Genomic DNA, 23,088 nt, shown 5'->3' with positions numbered 1-23,088 from the left:
GATGGCCATGAACCCGCCTATAATGCGTCAGTTTGTCACCCGGGGTTCCGCAATATGGAGGCGATGGGCACGTAGCATACATTTGTCTGTGCCCGGACCATCTTTTGATTCGACGGGTGAGCGCCGGCAACGTCACGCAATTCGAGTTCAACCCGCGCTGTGTCCGGATCGAGCCGGGCCGCGAGTCGCGACAATATGTGACCGTGGCATCGGGTCGGGTGTTGATATCGGTTGGGCGGCATCTTGCGTTCGGCCATCGCGCCGAATTTGCGCGCGAGTTGCGCGCGCGGCTCAAGCAGAGCGCGTCGTGCGGGCACTGGGGCAGCAGGGCGGAAGGCGAGTCTGAATGGTAATTTTGGGTAAGGAAGCTATGAAAACAATCAAGCGAGCCCTCGTGGGCATGCTTGCCGCGAGTACGTGGCTCGTCGCAGGCACGGCCCAGGCGGTCAATGACATGCCGGGCGGCCCGGCGGTCAACCAACTGAATTTCCAGCCGCCCGTCACCAAGATCGCCGAGGAGCTCTACGGCTTGCATACGATGATGTTGATCATCTGCGCGGTGATCTTTGTCGGCGTGTTTGGTGTGATGTGCTATTCGATCCTCGTGCACCGCAAATCGAAAGGCTTCAAACCCGCCCACTTTCATGAAAGCACCACCGTCGAAATTATTTGGACCGTCGTGCCGTTCCTGATCGTCGTGCTGATGGCGTTGCCTGCGACGAAGGCGGTGGTCGCGATGAAAGACACGTCCAACGCGGATTTGACGATCAAGGTCACCGGCTACCAATGGAAATGGGGTTATGACTACGTGAAGGGGCTGGGCGAGGGGATCAGCTTTCTGTCGACGCTGACGACGCCACGCTCGATGATCAACGGCAAGGAGCCGATTTCCGATACCTATCTGCAGGAAGTCGACAATCCGCTCGTTGTGCCGGTGGGCCAGAAAATTCGGATTATCACAACGGCCGCGGACGTTGTGCACTCTTGGTACGTGCCTGCATTCGGTGTCAAGCAAGATGCGATTCCCGGCTTCACGCGCGAAACCTGGTTCAAGGCCGAAAAGGTCGGTACGTATCGTGGTTTCTGCACCGAGCTGTGCGGTAAAGAGCATGCGTACATGCCGGTTGTCGTTGAAGTCAAGAGCGCGGACGACTATGCGAAATGGGTCGCCGACGAGCAAAAGAAAATGAGCGCGTCCGCAAACGAGCCGAACAAAACGTATACGATGGATGAACTGAAGGAGCAGGGTGCAAAGGTGTACGCGGCCAACTGTGCGGTTTGCCACCAACCGACCGGCAAGGGCACCGGGCCGTTCCCGGCGCTTGACGGCAGCCCGGTCGTCAAAGGCCCGATTGCCGGACACCTGAACGTCGTGCTGAATGGAAAGGGACAAATGCCGGCGTGGGGGCCGACGCTAAGCGACGTCGACATTGCGTCGGTCATGACGTTTGTGAGCAATACGTGGGACAACCACAACGGTGTGGTATTGCAACCACGGCAGGTCACAGACGCGCGCAACGGCAAAATGCCCGCCGTCGCGGTAGCCGGCAACGGCGCCTGATGTCCCGCATGCAACCGTTGATTCGGCCCCGGAATTCGTTTTAGGAGAAGTGTTATGTCAACGATCGGACACGACGTCGCGGCAGGTCACGATCACGCACACGACCATGCGCACGAGCATCCGCATGGCTGGCGGCGCTGGTTGTTCGCGACCAATCACAAGGACATTGGCACGCTGTACCTGATTTTCTCGTTCGTGATGTTTCTGTCGGGCGGGGTGATGGCGCTGCTGATTCGCGCGGAGTTGTTTGAACCAGGCCTGCAGATCATGCGGCCCGAGTTCTTCAACCAGCTCACGACGATGCACGGGCTGATCATGGTGTTCGGCGCCATCATGCCAGCGTTTGTCGGCTTTGCGAACTGGATGGTGCCGCTGCAAATCGGCGCGGCCGACATGGCGTTTGCGCGGATGAATAACTTCAGCTTCTGGCTGCTGCCGGTTGCCGCGGTACTGCTAGTCGGCTCGTTTTTCTCGCCGGGCGGCGCGACCGCCGCGGGATGGACGCTGTATGCGCCGCTGTCAGTGCAAATGGGGCCGGGCATGGATCTCGGCATCTTCGCGGTGCACATCATGGGTGCGTCGTCGATCATGGGCGCGATCAACATCATTGTGACGATCCTGAACATGCGCGCGCCTGGCATGACGCTGATGAAGATGCCGATGTTTTGCTGGACCTGGCTGATCACCGCATTTCTGTTGATCGCGGTGATGCCTGTACTGGCCGGTGCGATCACCATGTTGCTGTTTGATCGGCATTTCGGCACGGCGTTTTTCAATCCGGCCGGCGGCGGTGATCCGGTGCTGTATCAGCACATCTTCTGGTTCTTCGGTCACCCCGAAGTCTATATCATGATTTTGCCGGCGTTCGGGATCATCTCGCAGGTCGTACCGGCATTCTCGCGCAAGCCGCTGTTCGGCTATAGCTCGATGGTGTATGCCACGGCGTCGATTGCGATCCTGTCGTTCATGGTGTGGGCGCACCACATGTTCGTGACCGGTATGCCAGTCACCGGCCAGCTATTTTTCATGTACGCGACGATGCTCATTGCGGTGCCCACTGGCGTCAAGGTATTCAACTGGGTCGCAACGATGTGGCGTGGTGCGCTCTCGTTTGAGGCGCCGATGCTGTTCGCCATCGGCTTCATCTTTGTGTTCACGATGGGCGGCTTTACCGGATTGATCCTGTCGATGGCGCCGCTCGATGTCCCGCTTCACGGCACGTATTACGTGGTCGCGCACTTCCATTATGTACTCGTTGCCGGATCGCTGTTCGCGCTGTTTGCTGGATGGTATTACTGGTCGCCGAAGTGGACCGGCTGGATGTATAACGAGACACGCGGAAAGATTCATTTCTGGACGTCGATGATCTTCTTCAACATCACGTTCTTCCCGATGCACTTCCTTGGGCTGGCCGGTATGCCGCGCCGCTACGCTGACTATCCGGCGCAGTTCACCGATTTTAACCAGATTGCGACGATCGGTGCATTCGGTTTTGGGCTTGCACAAGTGTACTTCCTGCTGGCGGTCGCATTGCCGGCGTACCGTGGTCATGGCGAACACGTGAAAGCGGAAGACCAACCATGGGATGGTGCAACGGGTCTTGAGTGGACCGTGCCCAGCCCGGCGCCATTCCATACGTTCGAAACGCCGCCGACGGTTAAATGAGCATTGGACGGTAATCGAAACGAACATGCTGTTACTGTGATGGGGGCCCTGGTGGGCGCCGGGGCCGCAAAATGATGCGAACGGATTCACAAAAAAGACGAACGCCAGCTGAGCAACGTGCGGCCAACCGCCGATTGCTGGCTATTTTGATCGGGATTGTTGCCGTCTTCTTTATGAGTGTCGTGCTCAAGCATCGGGTCGCATGAAAAGTGGGAGGACGGTCATGTCGGATCGGCCGCAGGACTTGAAGGCGGGCGCCGTCGCGCGTTTCACCCAATCGATACGCGCGGTGCTATGGTCGTTTTTTGGCGTACGCAAGGGCAAAGATCATGAACGCGATCTGGCAAGCCTGAACCCGTTGCACGTGATCGTTGCGGGCGTTGTCTGCGCTGCGGTGTTCATCGGGATCCTGCTAGTGGTCGTTCACTGGGTGACGCAGCCGACTTCTTAATCGCGAAAGCCGGCGTCGGTGGTGGACAAGACAGGACCTGCATCAAGAAAGAACTGGACTGAAGTGGAGAATCAACAATGAGCGGACAAAACGAGAGCCCGTATTACTTCATACCCAATCCGTCGCAGCATCCGATCGCCGCGGCAGCGGGCTTGCTGGTCATGCTTGGCTCGCTCGCCGGCTGGATTAACGGCGTGTCGCTCGCGCCACTCACGTTTGCACTCGGTCTCGCGTGGTTGTTATTTGTGCTGTGGCACTGGTTCGGCGATTCGATCGGTGAGTCCGAGATCGGGATGTACGGCAAGCGCGTCGATACGTCGTATCGGTGGAGCATGAGCTGGTTTATCTTCTCCGAAGTGATGTTCTTTGGCGCGTTCTTTGGCGCGTTGTTTTATGCGCGGCAGTTCGCGTTGCACGACCTGGGTAATCTCGATGCGAAGTTGATATGGCCTGACTTTGCCGCAGTGTGGCCGAACAACGGCCCGTCCAATCTGGTCGCGCATTTCAAGTCGATGCAGCCGTGGCCCATTCCGACGATCAATACCGCATTGCTGCTAACGTCGGGCGCGACGCTAACGGTTGCGCACCATGCGTTGCGCGACGATCATCGTAACAAGGCGATTGTGTGGCTGGCCGCGACGGTGTTGCTCGGCGTGATTTTCCTATTCATGCAGGGATATGAGTATTTTCACGCGTACAACGAACTGAACCTGAAGTTGACCTCCGGTGTCTACGGCTCGACGTTCTTTTTGTTGACTGGGTTTCACGGTTTTCACGTGACGATGGGCGCGTTGATGCTGGCCGTTGTGCTGGTGCGACTGATCCGTGGACACTTCAAGCCCGATCATCACTTCGCGTTTGAAGGCGCCGCATGGTATTGGCACTTCGTTGACGTCGTCTGGCTTGGACTGTATGTGGTTGTTTACTGGTTGTGATATTCACTGTGACAAAACGCCGCCCTTCTTCAAGGCGGCGTTTTGCATTTTGCGGGAAGCGACGACATTTATCGTCCGTACGGAATGCCGGTCGACTCTATCCAACCTATCCAGTGCGCGAATAGGATGAACAGGAACAGTGAGATGGATAAGCCAACGCGCGTCGCGAGCGACCACACCATCCGTTTGGTGGTGCCGCGGTCGCGCATCATGAAATAGAGTGCGCACGCCATACTGGCAATAATCAGTGTGAACGCGATGGCAACAAGGATACCCATGAAGAAGGCCGAAAAAAGCTGTTTGGATATTATCCCACTATGTTGGATGGTACGCGCTGTCGTGCCGGCATGCTGAAAATCCGCTTTTGGCCAGCGTTGGCGGTGCTGATCGTTATCGCGGTGACCGTCCGGCTCGGATTCTGGCAGCGTGACCGTGCACACCAGAAAGAGGCGCTGCAGGCGCGTATCGAGCGGTTCGAGCATGCGACCCCGATATCGCTGGATGGTCGTAGATGGGCGCTGGCGGACATCGAGTTCCACCGCGTCGTGGTGCGCGGCCGGTTCGTGCCGGATGCGACGGTCTATTTGGACAATCGGCTGTACAACGACCAGCCCGGCTTCTATGTCGTCACGCCGCTGAAGCTGGCGGCTGGCGGCTACGTGCTGGTCAACCGGGGCTGGCTGCCGCGCAACGCGCAGCAGCGCAGCGTGATCGCACCCTATCGTACGCCTTCCGGCGAGGTGACGATCGAGGGCGTGGCTCGGGCGGATGCGTCGCGCGCGTTCGAACTCGGGCGAGGGGGGGCGGCGCCGCACCAGTCGATCCGCCAGAACCTGGATGTGGGATCGTACGCAGCGGAGACCGGTTTGCCGCTGGAGCCGTTTGTGCTGCAACAGACCAATGACACGGCGGACGGGCTGGTGCGTGACTGGCCGGCACCGGACACCGGTGTCGAACGTAACTATGGCTATATGGTGCAGTGGTGGGGCATGGCGTTGGCGGCGCTTGCCTTTGGGCTGTATGCGGCGCGCCGCGCTGCGCGGGGCGGCAACGACGCTCAGGCATGATCCTGCGCGGTGACTTGGTGACTTGGTGACTTGGCAGTGTGGCAGTGTGGCAGTGTGGCAGTGTGGCAGTGTGGCAGTGTGGCGGCGCGTGCAACGCGTAGCCAGCGCGGCAACCGATGTTGTGAATGAAGTGTGAAGGAGTGTAGCGTTGACCGATTCTTCTCGATCGGAACCCGGTTCCGAGGTGCCCTGTACGCGCCGCGTCGACCCGATGGTCACCGGCGGCGTGCCCGCATCGCATCGTGGCAGGCGGCGTACGCGGTGGATGCTGCTGTTGCTGGCCGCGGTTTGTGCCGCGCCCGTCGTCGCATCGTACTTGATGTACTACGTATTCAAGCCCGGCGGTGGCTCGACTAGCTACGGCCAATTGATCCAGCCGCAACGGCCGATTCCGGATCATCTTATCGTGCGTGATGAAACGGGTCATCCGATGCGGCTCGATTCGCTGAAAGGGAAATGGCTGATGTTGTCGGTCGATCCGAGTGCCTGCGATGACGCGTGCGCGAAAAAACTGTACTTCATGCGGCAGGTGCGGGCGACGCAGGGCGCCGAACGTGAGCGAGTCCTTACTGTATGGCTGCGCACCGACGACGGCGCGATACCGGCGCGCGTCGCTGGTGCGTACCCGGACACGCCCAAGCTGATCGTGCCGCCGGCGCAGGTCGCCGCGTGGCTGCCGCCCGATCCGGATGTGGCTGGCGATTCGATCGCCTCGCACATTTACTTGGTTGACCCGAACGGAAACTTGATGATGCGCTTTCCGCGCGATCCGGATCCGTCGCGGATCAAGCAGGACCTGACCAAGCTGCTCAAATGGTCGAGAATCGGCTGAACGGTCGGGCCGCCTTTCGATGAAGTCCCTACACCATTGCCATGTTTGTCGTTGAGCTTGCGTTGATCGGCGTGGCAGTCGCGCTGTTGCCTTTTGGCTGGATCCTGTTGCGGGTGCGCTCGGACCGCTATCGCAAGCTGGCCTGGCTGACGATGTTCCTGACGCTGGACCTCGTGATGTTCGGTGGCTTCACGCGCTTGACCGACTCGGGCCTGGGCTGTCCGGACTGGCCCGGCTGCTATGCCAGTTCGTCGCCGTTTGCTGCGCATGCGTCGATCGCCGCCGCGTATGCGGCGATGCCTAGCGGACCGGTCAGTGTGATGAAGGCCTGGATCGAGATGACCCACCGCTATTTTGCGATGGCGATTGGGCTGCTGATCGTGCTGATGACCGCCATCGCGTGGATCCGACGATGGCGTGGCCAGCCCTTGCCGGCTTCGCCGTGGTGGCCGACCGCGTTGCTGGCGCTGGTGCTGGTGCAGGGGGCATTCGGTGCGTGGACCGTGACGTTGAAGTTGCAGCCGGTGATCGTGACCACGCACTTGTTGCTTGGCCTTGGCTTGCTGGCGGCGCTCGGCCTGTTCGCGGCGCGCATGACGCCAGCACCGCAGCGGGAGCCGGCCGCCAGCCGCGGTTCCGTGGCCGCGCTCGTCGCGCTTGCACTATTGATCGCGCAGATCGCACTCGGTGGCTGGGTCAGCACGAATTATGCGGTGCTCGCGTGCCCCGATTTCCCGACCTGCAATGGGCAATGGGTGCCGCCAATGGACTTCGCGCAGGGATTCCACCTATGGCGGGCCCTCGGCCTGGATGCCAACGGCGAGGTGATCACGCAGGACGCGCTCGTGGCGATTCACTGGACCCACCGCACGTTCGCGATAATCGTCATTGCCTATCTGCTCGGATGGGCGTGGCGCATCCGGCGCGTGAAGACGCTGACACGGTTGGCCGATGGCGTGCTGGCGGTCGTCGTGCTGCAGTTTCTGACCGGCCTGTCCAACATCGTGCTGCAATGGCCGCTGCCCGTCGCTGTCGCGCACAACGGCGGCGCGGCAATCCTGCTGTTGCTGGTTGTCATGTTAAACTGGCGCATTGCCTCCAGCCGCGCCGTTGCCGCCTCGTCGGCGGAATCGAGCCCCGTCACCGCGTGATTCACGAATGGACAGTACAACGCTTCGTCACTCGTCCGGCAGCCGCATCGCACAATATTTTGCGTTGACCAAGCCGCGTGTCACCCAGCTCGCCGTATTCTGCGCGGTGATCGGCATGTTCCTGTCCACGCCCGGCATGGTGCCGTGGCAGAAATTGGTTGGCGGCACGATCGGCATCTGGCTGTTCGCCGGCGCGGCGTTTGCGATCAATTGCCTGGTTGAGCAGCGTATCGACGCGATGATGCGGCGTACCGCGTGGCGTCCGTCGGCGCGCGGCGAGATCACACCGGCGCAGATTCTGACTTTTTCCGCGGTGCTAGGTGGGCTGGGCATGGGGACGCTGTACACGTTCACGAACGCGTTGACGATGTGGTTGACGTTCGCGACGTTTATTGGTTACGCGGTCATCTATACGATCCTGCTGAAGCCGGCTACGCCGCAGAACATCGTGATCGGCGGCGCCTCGGGCGCGATGCCGCCCGCGCTGGGTTGGGCGGCAGTGCAGGGCACGGTGCCGGGCGACGCGTGGATCCTCGTGCTGATCATCTTTGTATGGACGCCACCGCATTTCTGGGCGCTGGCGCTGTATCGTCGCCAGGACTACGAGAGCGCGAAGTTGCCGATGCTGCCCGTTACCCATGGCGTGCACTTCACTGCGCTGCATATCCTGTTGTACACGCTCGTGTTGTTCGCCGTCACGCTGATGCCATTCGTGTCAGACATGAGCGGGGTGCTGTACCTCGCCAGCGCGGTCGTGCTCGGCGTACTGTTTCTGAGCTATGCATGGAAGATGTATCGCGACTATTCGGACGAGATTGCGCGCAAGACATTTCGGTATTCGATCGTCTATTTGTCGCTGTTGTTCGTTGCATTGCTGATCGATCACTACGCGCGCGGTTGGATCGGCTTCTGATGTCGGCGCGCGCTTTTTCCCATCTTCTGGCAGCGGCCCGGGTAGTATCCGGTCTACGCGAAGCGGCTCGTGCGAGCCACGGCGGGTTGCGGCGCGCGGTGGCCGCAGTCATGGTCGGCACGGCGCTCGCATTGGTTGGCTGCGGCGACAAGCCGGCGTTCATGAACGTCGACATCACTGGCGCGAGCCAGTTCGGCACCGACTTCGCGCTTGCCGATACCAACGGCCACGTACGTACACTGGCCGATTTCAAAGGCAAGGTGGTGGTGCTGTTCTTCGGCTACCTGCACTGCCCAGATGTGTGTCCGACGACGATGGCCGAACTTGCACAAGCGATGCAGCAATTGGGCGACCAGGCAAAACGCGTGCAGGTGCTGTTCGTCACGCTCGATCCAAAACGCGACAGTGCACCGTTGCTCGCACAGTACGTTGCGGCGTTCAACCCGTCGTTCATCGGCCTGCGGCCTGCCAACGACGTGCAGCTGTCGAAGGTGACCAAGTCGTTTCGCGTGTACTACGCGAAAGAGCCGGGCAAGGATGGTGCCGATTATACGGTGGATCACACTGCCGCGAGCTACGTGTTCGATCCCGCCGGCAAGCTGCGGCTGTTCGCGCGCGACGGCCAGGGTTCGATGCCGTGGGTGCACGATATCAAGTTGTTGCTCGACTAGGTGGCCCGTAGTCGGAGTTGGTAATCGGTGGTCGGTGGTCGGTGGTCGGTGGTCGGTGGTCGGTGGTCGGCGTCGGTGGTCGGCAGCCAGTAGCCCGATGGTCTCTCCCGTAAAAGCATAAGCGTATGCGTATTCGGTAGTTCACTTCGTTGGTGCTGCCATGCGACCATCGCGTTCTCAAAATCGAAGTGGGGTACCCATGCTACGCAGAACACTACTGAAAACGCTGTCCATCGTCGCAATGGCAGCTGCATTGTCGAATGTTGCGCGAGCCGATCCGGTGCTGCGCGTGGGCACGATGAGCGGCCCGGACGCGCAGATCTGGGCGAAAGTGGCGAAGGTGGCGGCGAAGAACGGCTTGAAGATTAAAGTCATCGAATTCAATGACTACGTGCAGCCGAATGCCGCGCTTGATGCCGGCGACCTGGACGCGAACGGCTTCCAGCACCAGCCGTTCTTGGACAGCCAGATCAAGCAGCGCGGCTACAAGATTGTGAATGTGGGCCTAACCTATGTGTCGCCGATGGGCTTCTACTCGAAAAAGTTCAAGTCGTTGAAAGACCTGCCGGAAGGCGCCAAAGTCGGTATCCAGAACGATCCGTCCAACGGCAACCGCGCGCTGTTGCTGCTGCAGAAATACGGGATCATCAAGCTGAAGGCCGGTGCGGGCGTGGGCGGCGTGAACGCGACGCCGCTGGATGTGATTGAGAATCCAAAGAAGATCAAGCTGGTCGAGTTAGATGCCGCGCAGATGCCGCGCTCGCTCGATGATCTGGCTGCCGCAGCAATCAATAACAACTACGCGGTGGGCGCTGGCTTCTCGCCGATCAAGGATGCAATCGCGATCGAAGACCTGAAGGGGCCGTATGCGAACCTGATTGCCGTGCGCGTGCAGGACAAGAACAAGCCGTGGGTGAAGAAGCTGGTGGCCGCGTACGAGTCCGACGATATTCGCAAGTTCCTTGAGACGCAATTTAAGGGTGCGATCTTGCCCGCCTTCTAAGGCGTGACGCCCGTGGCCGGCTGCCGGGCAGGGGGGTCCGGCTACAGGGCCTACCTCCACACGGGGTCGCTCGCCGTATGGGTGGCTTACCGCGCCCGGCCATGTCGGCCGCGCATGAAGGCGCTGAGCCCGCATAAGCGCCGCGCCGACGAGCTCGCCCTTGGGGCGCGCGATAAGCGCATGTTCACGGCCGTGTCCTGCGACGACGCGCTCGCTATCACGGTGCATACGTTATCCACTAACCATAGATCCCGGTTTTTGCCTTTCCCTCCTTTCTCGCACGTACAGAACGCGTGCGGCTGGCCGACGGCACACTGGCGGGCAGCACCCTGACGATGGACCAAGCGCTGCGCAATCTCGCCTCGATTGGTTTGCCGATCGCCGACGTGGTAGTGAGCGATCGTGAACTGACGCTCGTTACCACGTACGTCGAAGGAGAAGCCGTTGTCGACGATGCTTAACGAGGCGTTGGCCTTGTCCGAAGTCGTGGCCGCGCAACTAGCCCCGGCAGTGTGACTTGCGCAGCGCTGCAGGCGCTGGCCGGCTAACTCGCGGGTTGCCGATACGTTCCACATCGTGTGCGGCCATGCCGGCCGAGCGCTACGCGAAGACGATGGTGACGCGGCTGCTAGTCGCCGGGCGTTCGACCGTGCTTGTGTCGATGGTCCCGTTAGGGGGCGGCATTCGAAACTGACCGCCCTCCTAAGGCGCGAGTTAGCGCCGCGCGTACGGCCGAAGTACGCTGCCCGGAATGGGGCGTCGCGCGGCCTTTCTCCCGCTAATGCCCGGCCGACAGTCCGCATGCCGACGCTTCATGCGGCGTAGGCGAGGTGCGCGGGAGCGGTGAAAACCGTCAGCCGGCACCGGCCGTTTCAGCGCGTTACTTCTTCGCGTTAGGCTCTGTCAGTCTTTGTGCGTCGCGATGCGACTCGAGCCACATCGCGTTGATGACGCCGAACGCGAGTGCGACGCCAATACCCAATATCCAGCTGAAATACCACATGCTCTGCTCCGTCAGATCGGTCGATTGAAGTAAGGCGGCTCAGTACATCGAGTGCGTGTTGCTTTGCACCCCTTGCTCGGTGACCTTGCCGCGCATCACGCGATAGACCCAGCTGGTGTACAGCATAATCAGCGGCACGAACACGATCACCACGATCAGCATGATGCCCAGCGTGCGGTGGCTCGACGTCGAGTCCCACAGCGTCAGGCTGCTGGCCGGGTCCAGCGACGATGGCATGATGAATGGGAACATCGAGAAGCCAGCGGTCAGGATCACACCGGTCACCAGCAGCCCCGTCATGATGAAGCCCACCACGGTGAAGCGCGATGAGGCAAGCGCCAGTGCGAGCACGCCGGCCACGATGCCCAGCGCCGGTGCGAGCATCATCCATGGGTAGGCGATGTAGTTGGCCATCCACAGGCCGGGCGCGGCGGCCACGCGCTTGAGCAGCGGGTTGGCCAGCGCGTCCAGCGGCGCCGCGCGGGTGATCTCGAAGCCGGTGATGCGGGTGGCCACAAGAATGCCGGCCATGATGAACAGCACGACTGTGATCAGCGACGCGATGCGCAGCACGTGCGACGCGCGGCGCGCTACTGCCCCTTCGGTCTTGATGCGCAGGAACGCGGCGCCGTGCGCGACCAGCATGCCGACGCTGACCGCACCGCACAGCACCGCGAACGGGTTCAGCAGCGCGAAGAAGCCGCCATGGTAGCTCACGCGCAGATCGTCGTCGAAGCAAAATGGCACGCCTTGCAGCAGGTTGCCAAACGCGACACCGAACACCAGCGCCGGAATCGCGCTGCCGGCGAACAACGCCCAATCCCAGCTCGTGCGCCACCGCGGATCGTCGCGCTTGGCGCGGTACTCGAAGCCGACCGGTCGCATGAACAGCGCGAACAACACCAGCAGCATCGCGAAATAGAAGCCGGAAAAGGAAGCGGCGTAGACCAGCGGCCACGCGGCGAACATTGCACCGCCGGCCGTGATCAGCCACACCTGGTTGCCCTCCCAGGTGGGGCCAATCGCGTTGATGATCACGCGGCGTTCGGTGTCGGTTTTGCCGATGAACGGCAGCAGTGTACCGACACCCATGTCGAAGCCGTCGGTGAGCGCGAAGCCGAGCAGCAAGACGCCGATTAGCACCCACCAAATGACCTTCAAAGTCGGATAGTCAAACATAGTGATTTTGTCCAGTAACAAAGGCTTCGATCCACGGCATCAGGCTTGCCCTGCGTGAGACAGCTGTCGGGTTTCGTAAGCTGTTGCGTCGTCATGCGGCTGCGGCTGCTCGTGGTGGTAGCGGCCGGTATGCAGCGACGACGGCCCGAGTCTTGCATACTTGAACATCAGCGTGATCTCGACGATAAATAGCACCGTGTAGAACAAAACAAACCCGCCGATGCTCCAGTAAAGGTCTGAAGGCGCCAGGCTGGAGGCTGACGAGAACGTCGGCAGTACACCGGCGATCGTCCACGGCTGGCGGCCCATTTCGGCGACGATCCAGCCAAACTCGGCGGCGAGCCACGGCAACGGGATCGCCCAGACGCACCAGCGCAGGAACCAGCGCCGGCTCTCATGCGCCACGCTGCGCGTGGCGCAGAACCAGAAGGCGAGCACAAATGTCACGAGGAACAGGATGCCCAGACCGACCATCAGCCGGAATGACCAGAACACCGGTGCCACGGGAGGAATCGAGTGCTTGGCTGCCTCGGCGATTTGCGCGTCAGTCGCATTCAGCACCTCCGGTGCATAGCGCTTGACGAGCAGCCCGTAGCCGAGGTTGTTCTTGTGGGTGTCAAACACCGCGCGCGTTGCATCGGACATGTCGCCCTGCTTCATCTTTTGCAGCGCTCCGTACGCGACGATACCGTTACGGATGCGCTGCTCGTTCTGAGAGATCAGATCGCGCAGCCCGATCACGGGCTCATCGATCGAGCGCGTGGCGATTAGTCCCAGTGCGTAGGGTATGCGCAGCGCGTAGTCGGTGCGCTGCTCGTCCTGGTTCGGCAATCCGAATACGGTGAATGCAGCCGGTGCCGGCTCGGTGGTCCATTCCGATTCGATCGCGGCGAGCTTGGCTTGCTGAACTTCGCCGGTCGTGTAACCCGACTCGTCGCCGAGTACGATCACGCACAGCGTTGAGGCCAGCCCAAAACCGGCCGCGACGGCAAACGAGCGCAATGCGAAGTCAACATCGCGCTTCTTCAACAGGTACCACGAGGATACACCGAGCACGAACATCGCTGCCGTCACGTAGCCTGCCGACACAGTATGGACGAACTTGACCTGCGCGACCGGATTGAACACCACCTCAGCTAAGCTGGTCAGTTCCATGCGCATCGTTTCGTAATTGAACTCAGCGCCGACCGGATTGTTCATCCAGCCGTTGGCGATCAGGATCCACAACGCCGACAGGTTCGAGCCAAGTGCGACGAGGAACGTGACGATCAGATGCCCGACGCGCGACAGCCGGTTCCAGCCAAAGAACATGAGTCCAACGAACGTCGATTCGAGGAAGAATGCCATCAGACCTTCTACCGCGAGCGGCACGCCGAAAATATCGCCGACGTAGTGCGAGTAGTACGACCAGTTCGTGCCGAACTGGAACTCCAGCGTGATGCCGGTCACCACGCCCATCGCAAAGTTGATGCCAAACAACTTGGCCCAGAACTGGGTCATGTCCTTGTAGATCTGCTTGCGGGTCATCACATAGACGGCTTCCATGATGACCAACAGCCAGGACAGACCCAGCGTCAGTGGGACGAAAAGAAAGTGGTACAGCGCAGTAATGGCGAACTGCAGCCGCGAAAGGTCGACGACTTCGCTACTTATCATGATGATCACCTGAAGCGGGCGGATGTGTTGCGGGCACCGACAACAGCGCTTGCGCGACCTGGGCCGGCGGCAGTTCCATGTGCGGTGCCTGGGGATGACTGAACAACGTGTACTTGAAGACGAGCAGGATCGCGACCTTGGCCATCACAACCAGTGTCAACTCGCGAACCAGTCCAGGGCGGTGCAGGATCGCGGCTAGCAGACCGGAGCGCTGCGCAGGGTCGGCACGGTCGATATCGGTGCTATGGCGAACGTCATGGCTAAACATAGTGTTTCGTGGGCTGCGCGGCAGGCGCGACTTCAACGAAACTTATTTTATAGATGGGGGGAAATGAGGGGCAGTTATTGCAGCGCGTCAAACCGCCGCATTTTCACCACGCTGCGGCCTCGCGCATCAGTATTGTGTCGATTTGTCGCGGTGCAAATAAAAACCCGGCCGAAGCCGGGTCCGGTGAGTGCACGCGGCAAACGCTCACGCGTATTGCTGCAGCGCGCCGCGCATTTTCTTCATCGCACTCGCCTCGATTTGGCGGATGCGCTCAGCGGACACGCCGAACTCGTCGGCCAGTTCATGCAGCGTCGCGCCGCCCGAGCCGTCGTCCTGCACCTGCAGCCAGCGCGCTTCGATGATACGACGGCTACGCGCATCGAGGGATTCAAGCGCATCAGCCAGGCCTTCAGTCTGCAGCAGGTCGCGCTGGCGTGACGCGAGCACCGCGGTCGGCTCGGTACGCGAGTCGGCCAGGTAGGCGATCGGCGCGAATGATTCCTCGCCGTCCTCGAACTGTCCTTCGAGCGCGATATCGCCGCCGGCCAGCCGCGTCTCCATCTCGGTCACTTCTTCACGCTTGACGTTCAGTTCCTTCGCGAGCCCTGCGATCTCGTCTGGCGTGAAAGGTTGCATGCCCTGCTTGTGGCTGCGCAGGTTGAAGAACAGCTTGCGCTGCGCCTTTGTCGTTGCGACTTTCACCATGCGCCAGTTGCGCAGGATGTATTCGTGGATCTCGGCCTTGATCCAATGAATCGCATACGACACCAACCGTACGTTCTGACGCGGATCGAAGCGCTTGACGGCCTTCATCAGGCCGATGTTGCCTTCCTGGATGAGATCCGCGTGAGGTAGGCCGTAACCCAGGTAGTTGCGCGCGATCGACACGACCAGCCGCAGGTGCGACAGCACCAGCTGGCGCGCGGCATCCAAGTTGTTCTGCTCGCGGTATTCGGTCGCAAGGCGCGTTTCGTCGGTCTGCGACAACAGCGGGATGCGGTTGACTGCCTGAATGTAAGCGTCCAGATTGCCCAGCGTACCCGGCAGCATCGAATTCGAGGCGAGCGCCAGCGCGCCTGCGCCAGCCGGCGTCAAGCTTGCAGAGCTCGGTAGGCTCATTGCGTTGCTCACTCGTGTTACTCCTTGTATCGGCAGCTTCATGCGCTACTGCGCAAACGGCGTTCCGCTACATCTTAGCACTCAATGCCACAGAGTGCTAAACCGTTAGGCTGACAGTGGCGCAGCCGGTTCTGTTTAACTATTGATATGGATATTCTAATAGTTTTTTTGACCCGCGGACGCGGATAGAAGTTTCCTCCGGCGTGCGGGCTGAATATAAGGGGCAGAAGGCGGCAAAGAGTACGCGGTGAGCAGCGATCCGCGCGGCAACCTAAAATGGCGGGCGAACCACGTTGTCAGTGCTTGCTTAATATTTGGAGAACAATGAGTACGTTCACGACGAAGCACGGCCCGGCGGCGCCAGCGCAGCGCGTGCTGCGCGCAGCGTTGGCGGCACTGGCGCTGGCTGCCAGCGCGGCAGCCCATGCGGACCGGTTTGGCGTCCAACTCGGCGGTGGGATCGGCGACCGCCACATCAAGAAGGGCGACCTGGCGCTGGTATGGGATCCGGACATGACGTGGTGGGATACGGGATCCTGGCACTTTGCGCTGGTCGGCGAAATGCATGTGTCGTATTGGCATACGGACGAAGGCGATGGGCATTCGAACATCGGCGAGTTTGGTATGACGCCGGTGGTGCGTTTCATCAAGAACAGCGGCCAGGTCCGTCCGTATGTCGAGGCCGGCGTGGGCGTACGGTGGTTGACGCACCCGCGCATCTCAGCGCGTTTCACCGTCTCGTCGGCGTTCCAGTTCGCGGACATGGTTGGCGTGGGCGCGCAGTTCGGCGAGCGCCAGCAGTACCAGGCGGGATTTCGTTTCCAACATGTGTCCAATGGCGGTATCAAGCAGCCGAATCCTGGTATAAATTTCACCCAGCTTTATCTGCAATACAACTTCTGAAGCGGGCGTCACGCTCGGCCCGTTTCGCGTTCGAAGCGAGGCACAGATGGCGGCCAAGGTTATTGAGACGATCCGGGGATTGGAGCGCAAGCGCTTTCAAGCGATGGTTGACGGCAACAGCGAGTTGTTGGACACGTTAATTGCCGACCACGCCAGCTATGTGCATACGAATGGCAAGCGCGAAAGCAAACAGCAAGTGATCGATTCGATCGTCGGCGGCCGGCGGCGCTATCGGCAGATCGAGGTGCAGAGCCAGGAGATCGTGCCGCTGTCCCACGATATTTGCATGGTGAACGGGCGCGTGCTGATCGAGATGGAAGCCAACAGCGGCGCACTTGTGTACCCGATTGCCTACACGGCGGTTCAGGCAAACGACAACGGGCACTGGCGTCTGGTCGTCTGGCATGCGACGCGCTGCGCGGTGGAGTGAGCCGGCGCCACCGGGCGTCGTGTCCGCAAGCCGGAAGGCGGCTGCGGCAGCGGGTTGCCGCGTGCCAGTCGTCGCTGCAGTGGCGAGCGTCATCCGCTTGCCGCCATGGGCTGGGTTTTCAACAGTAGCGTGCGACCCAGATCGGTGCTCACACCGGCGCGTCGGCTATGGACCGAGTAGGCCATCGGCACGAGCGCAGGCGCATGTCCAGCGTTGCATCGCAGGCGTAGCCGGCGGCCTGGGTTCATCGTTGAGCGCGGGCTGCGTTGTTGTCGCCCTTGCGGTCCGGTCAAAGCCGAACGGCCGATGAGGCGATAGCATGGTCGCTGTCAAACGACCGGCGAGGGCTTGCTCAACGGCGGGTTGATGCGGTTTCTGCCGGACGCAGGTCGGTCCGAATGTCAGCGCGAAGAAAGGATTTTGCGGCCCGATGCGAAACACTGTGCCGTTGTGCGAATGCGCGTGAGCGACTCGCGCATGAGGTAATTTGGCCACGATGCCAAAATGCTATATTGATGTCGCGTACAAAAAGTACGCTATCCGAAGCAATATGGAGATTAATATGGGATACAAAGTAATGAAGGTAGTGATGGCGGTTGCGTTGACCGTATCGGCCGTGACGGGTATTGCTGTGGCAACGAGCCAAAGCAGCTATGCGTGTGGCACCATGGCCCGTTATTGCAACTAACCTTGCGGTGCTATAGGAGTATTTGCAGCAGGTAGCAACGTGTGTCGCTGCGGCTATCCGACGCTGTCGCAGCGATACGCCAGCACAACGTAGCGAGCGAATCACAAACATGTCGCCACGCGTTGAGCCGTTGCATGGAACATAGCGTGTGCAGGCAACACAGGTGGACAGCGTTGCTGATCGGCCGCAACGGTCGATGCGCTTACGCGCACGGTGCCTGTCCCGATTCCCTCCATCGGGCAACGCGCTCGATGAGTTCGACTTGCTTCACGATGGCCTCGGGTGCCCTCGCGTGACCATCCAGTACGTCCGTTATCCATCGCGCGGTCGTTGCCGCATCCAAAGCGTCGGGCAGTTCGACCACGGGTGCTTGCGTCGATGCACGTTCAGCATCGACCAGCGTCTCGCATACCTGATCATGCAGCCAATCGACCTGCACCCGGCGCCGGGTATCGGCCGCGGCTTCTCCTTCGGTTCCACGCGCCAGCAACACACCACCGGCTGCTGCCTGCGGGAAATCGCGGAACAGCGCTGACAGGCTGTCACGGTAAGCCGGATGGGTATAGTTGACCAGCCGCAGTCCCGGTTCGGCGAACGGTTGTAGCAGCTTGACCAGCGTATGGGTCGTAGTGCGCACGCCGAGTGTCGCGCGTAGCCCGAGCAAGCGGGACATCTTGGGCGCGAGCACGTCGATCGGCGCAAATGCGACCCGCGCGTGAGCGAGTGCCGGGTCGATTTCGTCGATCGAGCGCGCAGCCGGCAGGTCCAATTCGGCAAAGATTTCGGCGCTGGTCACCCGTCCCGGGTCCACTGTCACGCCATGCACGAGTACCGGCACGCCGCGACGCGCAAGCAACAAGGCGAGCAGCGGTGTGAGGTTTGGTTGCTTGCGCGCGCCGTTGTAGCTCGGTATCGACACAGGGCGGTAGTGATCGCCGCGCGTGGCGAGTGGTCTGAGCGACGCTTGCGCCGCAGCAAGCATCGCCGCAAGCTCCTGCGGCGTCTCGCCCTTGACTCTGTAAGCGAGCACCACTGCGCCCAGCTCGACATCGGAGACGCGCCCGTCGAGCATCGCGGTATAGAGCGCATAGGCATCGTCATGCGAAAGCGCGCGGGCGCCGCGCGCTCCTCGCCCGATCTCCTTAATCAACGGCGCACAACGAAAACTTGCGCCGCCGGGCGTGCTGTCGGATAACGGGTTCGATTCAGTCATGGCATCGGGCGACCAATGCACCGGCTATGTAAGCGCATGTGCCGATGCGATCAGCCGCTTCACTTCGGGAATGCAGGAGCCACACTGAGTATCGCATTCGAGGCTTTCTGGCAAGCGCGCAAGGCATGCCGCGCCGGACTGGCGATCGCCACCGGTTTAAACTTGGGTGTTTCGTCTAAGGCGTACGCCTCGCCGGTTGTTCCGCGGGCGGATACCGATGTAGTGCTCACACTCGTCAGGGGAGCATGTGATGGCTTATTTATTCGAGGTGCCCAACCCCGCGGTGCCGGTGGTGCAGTCGTCCGATGTGTTTCCGGTGCACCGTATCTATTGTGTCGGCCGCAATTACGAAGCGCACGCGCGCGAGATGGGCCACGACCCGCAACGCGAGCCTCCCTTTTTCTTTAGCAAGCCCGCCGACGCAGTGCTGTATGTGGCGCCCGGGACCGTGGGCGAATTTCCGTATCCGCCTGAGTCGGGCGAGGTCCATCACGAGATGGAACTGGTCGTGGCGATCGGGCGTGGGGGGCGCGACATCCCGGTGGAGCACGCACTGGAGCATGTGTACGGCTATGCGCTCGGGCTTGACATGACACGCCGCGATTTGCAGGCGCAGGCTAAGAAGTTGGGCCGTCCCTGGGACATGGCCAAGGGTTTTGACCTGTCTGCGCCAATTGGGCCGATCCATCCGGTATCGCAGGTCGGGCACGTCGATGCCGGCCAATTGTGGCTGACGGTCAATGGCGTGCCGCGACAGCACGCGGACGTGTCGACGATGCTCTGGCCAGTGCCGGAAACGATCGCCTACTTATCGCGGTTCATTGCTCTGGCGGCGGGCGACCTGGTCTATACCGGAACGCCGGAAGGGGTGGGGGCGGTGGCGAAGGGCGATGTGCTCGAAGGCGGCCTGGACGGATTCGACATACTGACATTGCGTGTAGTCTGACACGCGCGCTGTAGGAGCAAGTTCATGAGGCACAAAAAGACGCGTGGTGCCGCCACTGGATCGAGACGGGCTTCAGCGCGTTTAACGCGCAGTTGGCGAACGATTCGCGCATCGGCAAGTTTGCGATCGGCGACACGCCGACCCTCGCTGACCTGTGCATCGTGTTGCAAGTTTTCAACGCGCAGCGCTTCAACATCGACCTGGCGCCCTTTGCCGCGATTCAGCGCCTCTTCGACAACGCGATGCAATTAGACGCATTCCGCCATGCTGTGCCCGCCGCTCAGCCGGATGTCAAATGAGCTGGGCTGAATCATTGCCGGTGTTCGGATCAACCTATGCGTCGGGCTTCGGATTGTGCGCGAGCCTGATCGTTGCGATCGGCGCGCAGAATGCGTATGTGCTGCGACAGGGTCTCAAACGCGTGCACGTTGGGATGGTCGTCGCGATCTGCGCATCGATCGATATCGTGCTCATCGCGGCGGGCGTCGCCGGCATGGGCGCGTTGATGACTCGGATGCCGGCGTTGCTCGTGGTGGTCAAATACGTCGGCGCGCTGTTCGTATTCCTGTATGGCCTGCGCGCGCTGTACAGCGCGTGGAAAGGGCCGGGACACCTCGATGCATCGGATCGAGACGGTGCGCAGTCGGCGGTTGGCATGGCCGGCACGATCGTCGCATTATCGTTGCTTAATCCGCATGTTTATCTCGATACCGTCGTGCTGCTCGGCGCGGTCGGCGGCCGCCATCCATGGCCGGCCAACCTGTGGTTCGCGCTCGGTGCAATGAGCGCGTCACTCGTATGGTTCTGCGCGCTCGGCTACGGCGCGCGGCTGTTACGGCCGGTGTTCGAGAAAGACGTCGCGTGGCGCGTGCTCGATGTGCTGATCGCCTGCGTGATGGGTTGGATCGCGCTGATGCTGGTGTCAGGCGGTTAACCGGGAGGGGCACGCGTTGCGCCGCGTGCTTACCCGAGCAGCGCGTCGGCAAATTCGGCGGCGACGAACGGTTGCAGGTCTTCGACCTTCTCGCCAACGCCGATGAAATACACCGGCACTGGGCGTTGGCGCGCGATGGCGGCCAGGATGCCACCCTTGGCGGTACCGTCTAGCTTCGTGACGATGAGTCCAGTCAACCCCAGCGCCTCGTCGAACGCCTTGACCTGGGCCAACGCGTTCTGGCCGGTATTCGCATCAAGCACCAGCAGTATTTCGTGCGGGGCCCCGTCCATCGCCTTGCCGATTACCCGCTTGACCTTGCGTAGCTCCTCCATCAGATGCAACTGGGTCGGTAAGCGTCCGGCGGTGTCCGCCATCAGCACGTCGATGCCGCGCGCGCGCGCGGCGCCGACCGCGTCGAAGATCACCGCGGCCGGGTCACCGCTTTCCTGCTGGATCACAGCGACGTTGTTGCGCTGGCCCCAGATCACCAACTGCTCACGCGCGGCGGCGCGGAACGTGTCGCCGGCGGCCAGCATCACCGACTGGTTAAACGACTGCAGGTGCTTGGCGAGCTTGCCGATGCTTGTAGTCTTGCCGGCTCCGTTGACGCCGGCAATCATCATCACCAGCGGTTGTGTGCGGCCGAGCACCATCGATTGCTCAAGCGGCGTGAGCAATTCGATCAACAACGTGCGCAACGCCGCCTTGACCTGTTGTGCGTCAGTCAGTCTCTCGCTGCGGACCTTCTGACGTAGCGCATCGAGCAGGTAAGTAGTGGCATCCACACCGGCATCAGCCATCAATAATGCGGTCTCGAGCTCCTCGAACAGCGCCTCGTCGACCTTCACGCCGATGAAAATGCCGGTCAGGTTCGAGCTGGTTTTGGTCAGCCCCGATTTCAACCGGCTGAGCCACGAGCGCTTGGCGGTCGGCTCGGGAGCAGGGGGCGGCACGATCTCAACGATCTCTTCGTCCGCGCCGCCGACGAGCTGCTGCGTGGCGGTTCCAGCGGGCTTGGCGGGCGCCGGTTGCGGTGCCACGCCGGACGCGGATCGGGCCGAGACTTCCGCAAGCGGCGCCGCAGAGGCTGGCGAGAGTGCCGGCGCCGGCGAAGCCGCGGGTGAGGATGACGTCCCGGATGCTGATGAGGGTGCCGGCTGGACTGATCCTGCCGGCTGCGCTGATTCGAGGGAGGAGGGCTCGGGCCCTGGCGCGCCGATCGCGCCCAGCGTGCCGCTTGGCGCTGCCTCAGGGGCCGACGCCGGTGCTGGTGGTGTGACAGGTGCTGTGGTTGCAGCAGGTGCAGTGGTCGTAGCAGGCGCAGCTGGCGCACCACGCGCTTCAGACGTGTCCGGGGCGGCCGGCGTGCCGGACGTGGTGGTTTGCGAGGCGGAATCCGCTACGGGCGCGTCTTGCTTCTGGCTGGACGCATCGCTCTTCCTGAATCGTTTGAAAAAGCTGAACATGGTTCGCAATGTGGCGGTACGCGCGCCGCGGGCGGGCGACGTCGGGGCCGGCAACGGAGCGCCGGTGGCAGACCGGACATTCTAGCAGAGCGCCGCATGGGCTTCTGAGTTTGTGCTCCGGCTATGGTAAGGTTGCCTCTCCCCACCCCGGCGCGGGAGGATGGCTGGTTGCGCGCGGCGACGGCGTCCGTTCCCGCGTCACGACAGCCTAATGGAATGAATCGATGAACCACTCGTCCCGCACGCGCGCCCGTGCGCCTTTTGCCGCCCCCGACGGTGCGCAAACGCGTGCCGCCGGTGCCGCAGCATCGCGCCGCGTTGCCGCGACGCGTCACGCGCCGCACCAGGTCCGCCTCATCGGCGGCATCTGGAAGCGTACGCTGCTGCCGGTGCTCGATCTGGCGGGGCTCAGGCCGACGCCGGACCGTGTGCGCGAAACCTTGTTCAACTGGTTGGGCCAGCAACTGGATGGCCTGGTGTGCCTGGACCTATTCGCCGGCACCGGGGCGCTCGGCTTCGAAGCTGCATCGCGCGGCGCGCAACGTGTGGTAATGGTCGAGCGCGATGGGCGCGCGGTTGCACAACTAAACGCGATCCGGCAAAAATTGGATGCGCAGACGATCGAAATTGTGCAGGCCGATGCGTTGCGGCTGGCGGCCGGCCTCGCGCCGGCGGGGTTCGACATCGTGTTCCTCGACCCGCCGTTCAATGCCGAACTGCTTGGGCGCGCGCTGACGCTTGCGTTGCCGCTGGTGGCGCCTGGCGGTGCAGTTTATGTCGAATCCGATGCGCCATTGGCTGCGGTGCGGGACGCTCAAGCGCAGCAGGGCGTCGCTGCCACGCCCGGCTGGCCGTCGCTGCAGGAATGGCGCATCGTACGCCACGCGCGCGCCGGCGCGGTGCATTATCATTTGCTGCGGTGCGAAAATGGTGAATAATGCGCTTTCCAAAAACGAGCTGGCGGCGTTTTACCGCGACGTCACGCCGGCCACCGCTGTACCGGTCCCGCTTGCCGCCGGGCATTGGCGGCG

24 protein-coding genes and 2 pseudogenes are annotated in these 23,088 nt (G+C 61.6%); 18 read left to right on the top strand and 8 right to left on the bottom strand.

The annotated features are described in order from the left end of the window. Positions 1-32 precede the first annotated feature (32 nt). The 5 genes and pseudogenes from KQH55_RS12840 (at position 33) to KQH55_RS12820 (ending at position 4,612) form a co-directional block, all read left to right on the top strand. A complete protein-coding gene (locus KQH55_RS12840) occupies positions 33-353 on the top strand; it encodes a DUF2244 domain-containing protein (protein ID WP_255763148.1) in 321 nt (106 codons plus the stop codon). Further along, a pseudogene (gene coxB, locus KQH55_RS12835) lies at positions 347-1,555 on the top strand (cytochrome c oxidase subunit II); the annotation flags it as partial. The gene KQH55_RS12840 and the pseudogene coxB, both read left to right, overlap by 7 nt. Before the next feature lie 60 nt (positions 1,556-1,615). After that, on the top strand, positions 1,616-3,226 hold the full coding sequence (gene ctaD, locus KQH55_RS12830; protein WP_076786017.1) for a cytochrome c oxidase subunit I: 1,611 nt from the start codon (positions 1,616-1,618) through the stop codon (positions 3,224-3,226). 223 nt (positions 3,227-3,449) lie between these two features. Beyond that, positions 3,450-3,677, top strand: coding sequence for a DUF2970 domain-containing protein (locus tag KQH55_RS12825; protein ID WP_076796405.1), 228 nt, complete (start codon positions 3,450-3,452; stop codon positions 3,675-3,677). 77 nt (positions 3,678-3,754) lie between these two features. Next, positions 3,755-4,612 (top strand): cytochrome c oxidase subunit 3, encoded by an 858-nt coding sequence (locus KQH55_RS12820; protein ID WP_076786019.1) that lies wholly within the window; start codon positions 3,755-3,757, stop codon positions 4,610-4,612. Positions 4,613-4,680: 68 nt separating this feature from the next. Here KQH55_RS12820 and KQH55_RS12815 read toward each other — a convergent pair whose 3' ends face one another. Further along, complete coding sequence (locus KQH55_RS12815; RefSeq protein ID WP_235091285.1) at positions 4,681-4,890, bottom strand: twin transmembrane helix small protein; 210 nt, start codon at positions 4,888-4,890, stop codon at positions 4,681-4,683. Between the two features lie 72 nt (positions 4,891-4,962). On the opposite strand from KQH55_RS12815, the gene KQH55_RS12810 reads away from it, so the two are divergent. The 7 genes and pseudogenes from KQH55_RS12810 to KQH55_RS12780 form a co-directional block, all read left to right on the top strand. Next, a complete protein-coding gene (locus KQH55_RS12810) occupies positions 4,963-5,679 on the top strand; it encodes an SURF1 family protein (protein ID WP_235091467.1) in 717 nt (238 codons plus the stop codon). 211 nt (positions 5,680-5,890) lie between these two features. Then, positions 5,891-6,511, top strand: a complete 621-nt coding sequence (locus KQH55_RS12805; protein ID WP_076787644.1) for a cytochrome C oxidase subunit I — start codon at positions 5,891-5,893, stop codon at positions 6,509-6,511. Positions 6,512-6,552: 41 nt separating this feature from the next. Beyond that, positions 6,553-7,662, top strand: a complete 1,110-nt coding sequence (locus KQH55_RS12800; protein WP_235091282.1) for a heme A synthase — start codon at positions 6,553-6,555, stop codon at positions 7,660-7,662. Positions 7,663-7,669: 7 nt separating this feature from the next. Next, positions 7,670-8,575 carry a heme o synthase gene (cyoE, locus tag KQH55_RS12795; protein ID WP_076786023.1) on the top strand — a complete coding sequence of 302 codons (906 nt, stop codon included), beginning with the start codon at positions 7,670-7,672 and terminating at the stop codon, positions 8,573-8,575. Between the two features lie 110 nt (positions 8,576-8,685). Beyond that, positions 8,686-9,246, top strand: coding sequence for an SCO family protein (locus KQH55_RS12790; RefSeq protein ID WP_076797281.1), 561 nt, complete (start codon positions 8,686-8,688; stop codon positions 9,244-9,246). 199 nt (positions 9,247-9,445) lie between these two features. Then, on the top strand, positions 9,446-10,249 hold the full coding sequence (locus KQH55_RS12785) for a MetQ/NlpA family ABC transporter substrate-binding protein (RefSeq protein ID WP_076786024.1): 804 nt from the start codon (positions 9,446-9,448) through the stop codon (positions 10,247-10,249). Positions 10,250-10,542: 293 nt separating this feature from the next. After that, positions 10,543-10,710: pseudogene (locus KQH55_RS12780) on the top strand (N-acetylglucosamine-6-phosphate deacetylase); the annotation flags it as partial. 419 nt (positions 10,711-11,129) lie between these two features. Here KQH55_RS12780 and cydX read toward each other — a convergent pair. From cydX to rpoH, 5 genes are all read right to left on the bottom strand, one after another. Further along, on the bottom strand, positions 11,130-11,252 hold the full coding sequence (gene cydX / locus KQH55_RS12775; RefSeq protein ID WP_076786025.1) for a cytochrome bd-I oxidase subunit CydX: 123 nt from the start codon (positions 11,250-11,252) through the stop codon (positions 11,130-11,132). A gap of 39 nt (positions 11,253-11,291) precedes the next feature. Then, positions 11,292-12,431: a cytochrome d ubiquinol oxidase subunit II gene (gene cydB, locus KQH55_RS12770; protein ID WP_076786026.1), complete on the bottom strand. Its 1,140-nt coding sequence runs from the start codon at positions 12,429-12,431 to the stop codon at positions 11,292-11,294. A 39-nt stretch (positions 12,432-12,470) separates the two neighbouring features. Then, complete coding sequence (locus KQH55_RS12765; protein WP_076797280.1) at positions 12,471-14,087, bottom strand: cytochrome ubiquinol oxidase subunit I; 1,617 nt, start codon at positions 14,085-14,087, stop codon at positions 12,471-12,473. Further along, complete coding sequence (gene cydP, locus KQH55_RS12760; RefSeq protein WP_235091274.1) at positions 14,077-14,355, bottom strand: cytochrome oxidase putative small subunit CydP; 279 nt, start codon at positions 14,353-14,355, stop codon at positions 14,077-14,079. Before cydP ends, KQH55_RS12765 begins: the two co-directional genes overlap by 11 nt. Positions 14,356-14,559: 204 nt before the next feature. Then, positions 14,560-15,486 carry an RNA polymerase sigma factor RpoH gene (rpoH, locus tag KQH55_RS12755; RefSeq protein WP_076787648.1) on the bottom strand — a complete coding sequence of 309 codons (927 nt, stop codon included), beginning with the start codon at positions 15,484-15,486 and terminating at the stop codon, positions 14,560-14,562. Between the two features lie 312 nt (positions 15,487-15,798). On the opposite strand from rpoH, the gene KQH55_RS12750 reads away from it, so the two are divergent. Next, positions 15,799-16,377, top strand: coding sequence for an acyloxyacyl hydrolase (locus KQH55_RS12750; RefSeq protein WP_076796395.1), 579 nt, complete (start codon positions 15,799-15,801; stop codon positions 16,375-16,377). A gap of 46 nt (positions 16,378-16,423) precedes the next feature. Next, entirely contained in the window at positions 16,424-16,807 is a 384-nt protein-coding gene (locus KQH55_RS12745; RefSeq protein ID WP_076786030.1) for a nuclear transport factor 2 family protein, read from the top strand. Between the two features lie 890 nt (positions 16,808-17,697). On the opposite strand, the gene ybiB is transcribed toward KQH55_RS12745, so the two are convergent. After that, entirely contained in the window at positions 17,698-18,708 is a 1,011-nt protein-coding gene (gene ybiB / locus KQH55_RS12740; protein WP_235091272.1) for a DNA-binding protein YbiB, read from the bottom strand. A 250-nt stretch (positions 18,709-18,958) separates the two neighbouring features. Here ybiB and KQH55_RS12735 point away from each other — a divergent pair, with 250 nt between their 5' ends. The 3 genes from KQH55_RS12735 to KQH55_RS12725 all read left to right on the top strand — a co-directional run bounded on the left by KQH55_RS12735 (position 18,959) and on the right by KQH55_RS12725 (position 20,588). Beyond that, positions 18,959-19,654: a fumarylacetoacetate hydrolase family protein gene (locus tag KQH55_RS12735; RefSeq protein ID WP_235091270.1), complete on the top strand. Its 696-nt coding sequence runs from the start codon at positions 18,959-18,961 to the stop codon at positions 19,652-19,654. Between the two features lie 92 nt (positions 19,655-19,746). After that, complete coding sequence (locus tag KQH55_RS12730; protein ID WP_235091268.1) at positions 19,747-19,953, top strand: hypothetical protein; 207 nt, start codon at positions 19,747-19,749, stop codon at positions 19,951-19,953. After that, the gene (locus KQH55_RS12725) at positions 19,950-20,588 is read left to right on the top strand and encodes a LysE/ArgO family amino acid transporter (protein WP_076796380.1); all 639 of its coding nucleotides are present in this window, start codon (positions 19,950-19,952) and stop codon (positions 20,586-20,588) included. The genes KQH55_RS12730 and KQH55_RS12725 overlap by 4 nt, the downstream gene beginning before the upstream one ends. 29 nt (positions 20,589-20,617) lie before the next feature. On the opposite strand, the gene ftsY is transcribed toward KQH55_RS12725, so the two are convergent. After that, positions 20,618-22,057, bottom strand: a complete 1,440-nt coding sequence (gene ftsY / locus KQH55_RS12720) for a signal recognition particle-docking protein FtsY (protein WP_373566394.1) — start codon at positions 22,055-22,057, stop codon at positions 20,618-20,620. A gap of 224 nt (positions 22,058-22,281) precedes the next feature. Between ftsY and rsmD the strand changes: the two genes are divergently transcribed. Next, positions 22,282-22,995 (top strand): 16S rRNA (guanine(966)-N(2))-methyltransferase RsmD, encoded by a 714-nt coding sequence (gene rsmD, locus KQH55_RS12715; protein WP_076786034.1) that lies wholly within the window; start codon positions 22,282-22,284, stop codon positions 22,993-22,995. Positions 22,996-23,088 lie beyond the last annotated feature (93 nt).

This window comes from Mycetohabitans sp. B3 (assembly GCF_021498065.1).
Lineage (GTDB): Bacteria > Pseudomonadota > Gammaproteobacteria > Burkholderiales > Burkholderiaceae > Mycetohabitans.
This window is presented reverse-complemented; position numbering and strand designations above follow the sequence as displayed.

Bases quoted from the DNA above. Each gene is read 5' to 3' on its own strand.
- cydB (WP_076786026.1), bottom strand. From the start codon at position 12,431: ATGTTTGACTATCCGACTTTGAAGGTCATTTGGTGGGTGCTAATCGGC.
- KQH55_RS12750 (WP_076796395.1), top strand. From the start codon at position 15,799: ATGAGTACGTTCACGACGAAGCACGGCCCGGCGGCGCCAGCGCAGCGC.
- KQH55_RS12785 (WP_076786024.1), top strand. From the start codon at position 9,446: ATGCTACGCAGAACACTACTGAAAACGCTGTCCATCGTCGCAATGGCA.
- KQH55_RS12820 (WP_076786019.1), top strand. From the start codon at position 3,755: ATGAGCGGACAAAACGAGAGCCCGTATTACTTCATACCCAATCCGTCG.
- KQH55_RS12725 (WP_076796380.1), top strand. From the start codon at position 19,950: ATGAGCTGGGCTGAATCATTGCCGGTGTTCGGATCAACCTATGCGTCG.
- rsmD (WP_076786034.1), top strand. From the start codon at position 22,282: ATGAACCACTCGTCCCGCACGCGCGCCCGTGCGCCTTTTGCCGCCCCC.
- ctaD (WP_076786017.1), top strand. From the start codon at position 1,616: ATGTCAACGATCGGACACGACGTCGCGGCAGGTCACGATCACGCACAC.
- KQH55_RS12805 (WP_076787644.1), top strand. From the start codon at position 5,891: ATGGTCACCGGCGGCGTGCCCGCATCGCATCGTGGCAGGCGGCGTACG.
- KQH55_RS12735 (WP_235091270.1), top strand. From the start codon at position 18,959: ATGGCTTATTTATTCGAGGTGCCCAACCCCGCGGTGCCGGTGGTGCAG.
- KQH55_RS12790 (WP_076797281.1), top strand. From the start codon at position 8,686: ATGGTCGGCACGGCGCTCGCATTGGTTGGCTGCGGCGACAAGCCGGCG.
- cydP (WP_235091274.1), bottom strand. From the start codon at position 14,355: ATGTTTAGCCATGACGTTCGCCATAGCACCGATATCGACCGTGCCGAC.
- KQH55_RS12765 (WP_076797280.1), bottom strand. From the start codon at position 14,087: ATGATAAGTAGCGAAGTCGTCGACCTTTCGCGGCTGCAGTTCGCCATT.
- KQH55_RS12800 (WP_235091282.1), top strand. From the start codon at position 6,553: ATGTTTGTCGTTGAGCTTGCGTTGATCGGCGTGGCAGTCGCGCTGTTG.
- ftsY (WP_373566394.1), bottom strand. From the start codon at position 22,057: ATGTTCAGCTTTTTCAAACGATTCAGGAAGAGCGATGCGTCCAGCCAG.
- cydX (WP_076786025.1), bottom strand. From the start codon at position 11,252: ATGTGGTATTTCAGCTGGATATTGGGTATTGGCGTCGCACTCGCGTTC.
- cyoE (WP_076786023.1), top strand. From the start codon at position 7,670: ATGGACAGTACAACGCTTCGTCACTCGTCCGGCAGCCGCATCGCACAA.
- KQH55_RS12825 (WP_076796405.1), top strand. From the start codon at position 3,450: ATGTCGGATCGGCCGCAGGACTTGAAGGCGGGCGCCGTCGCGCGTTTC.
- ybiB (WP_235091272.1), bottom strand. From the start codon at position 18,708: ATGACTGAATCGAACCCGTTATCCGACAGCACGCCCGGCGGCGCAAGT.
- KQH55_RS12815 (WP_235091285.1), bottom strand. From the start codon at position 4,890: ATGGGTATCCTTGTTGCCATCGCGTTCACACTGATTATTGCCAGTATG.
- KQH55_RS12745 (WP_076786030.1), top strand. From the start codon at position 16,424: ATGGCGGCCAAGGTTATTGAGACGATCCGGGGATTGGAGCGCAAGCGC.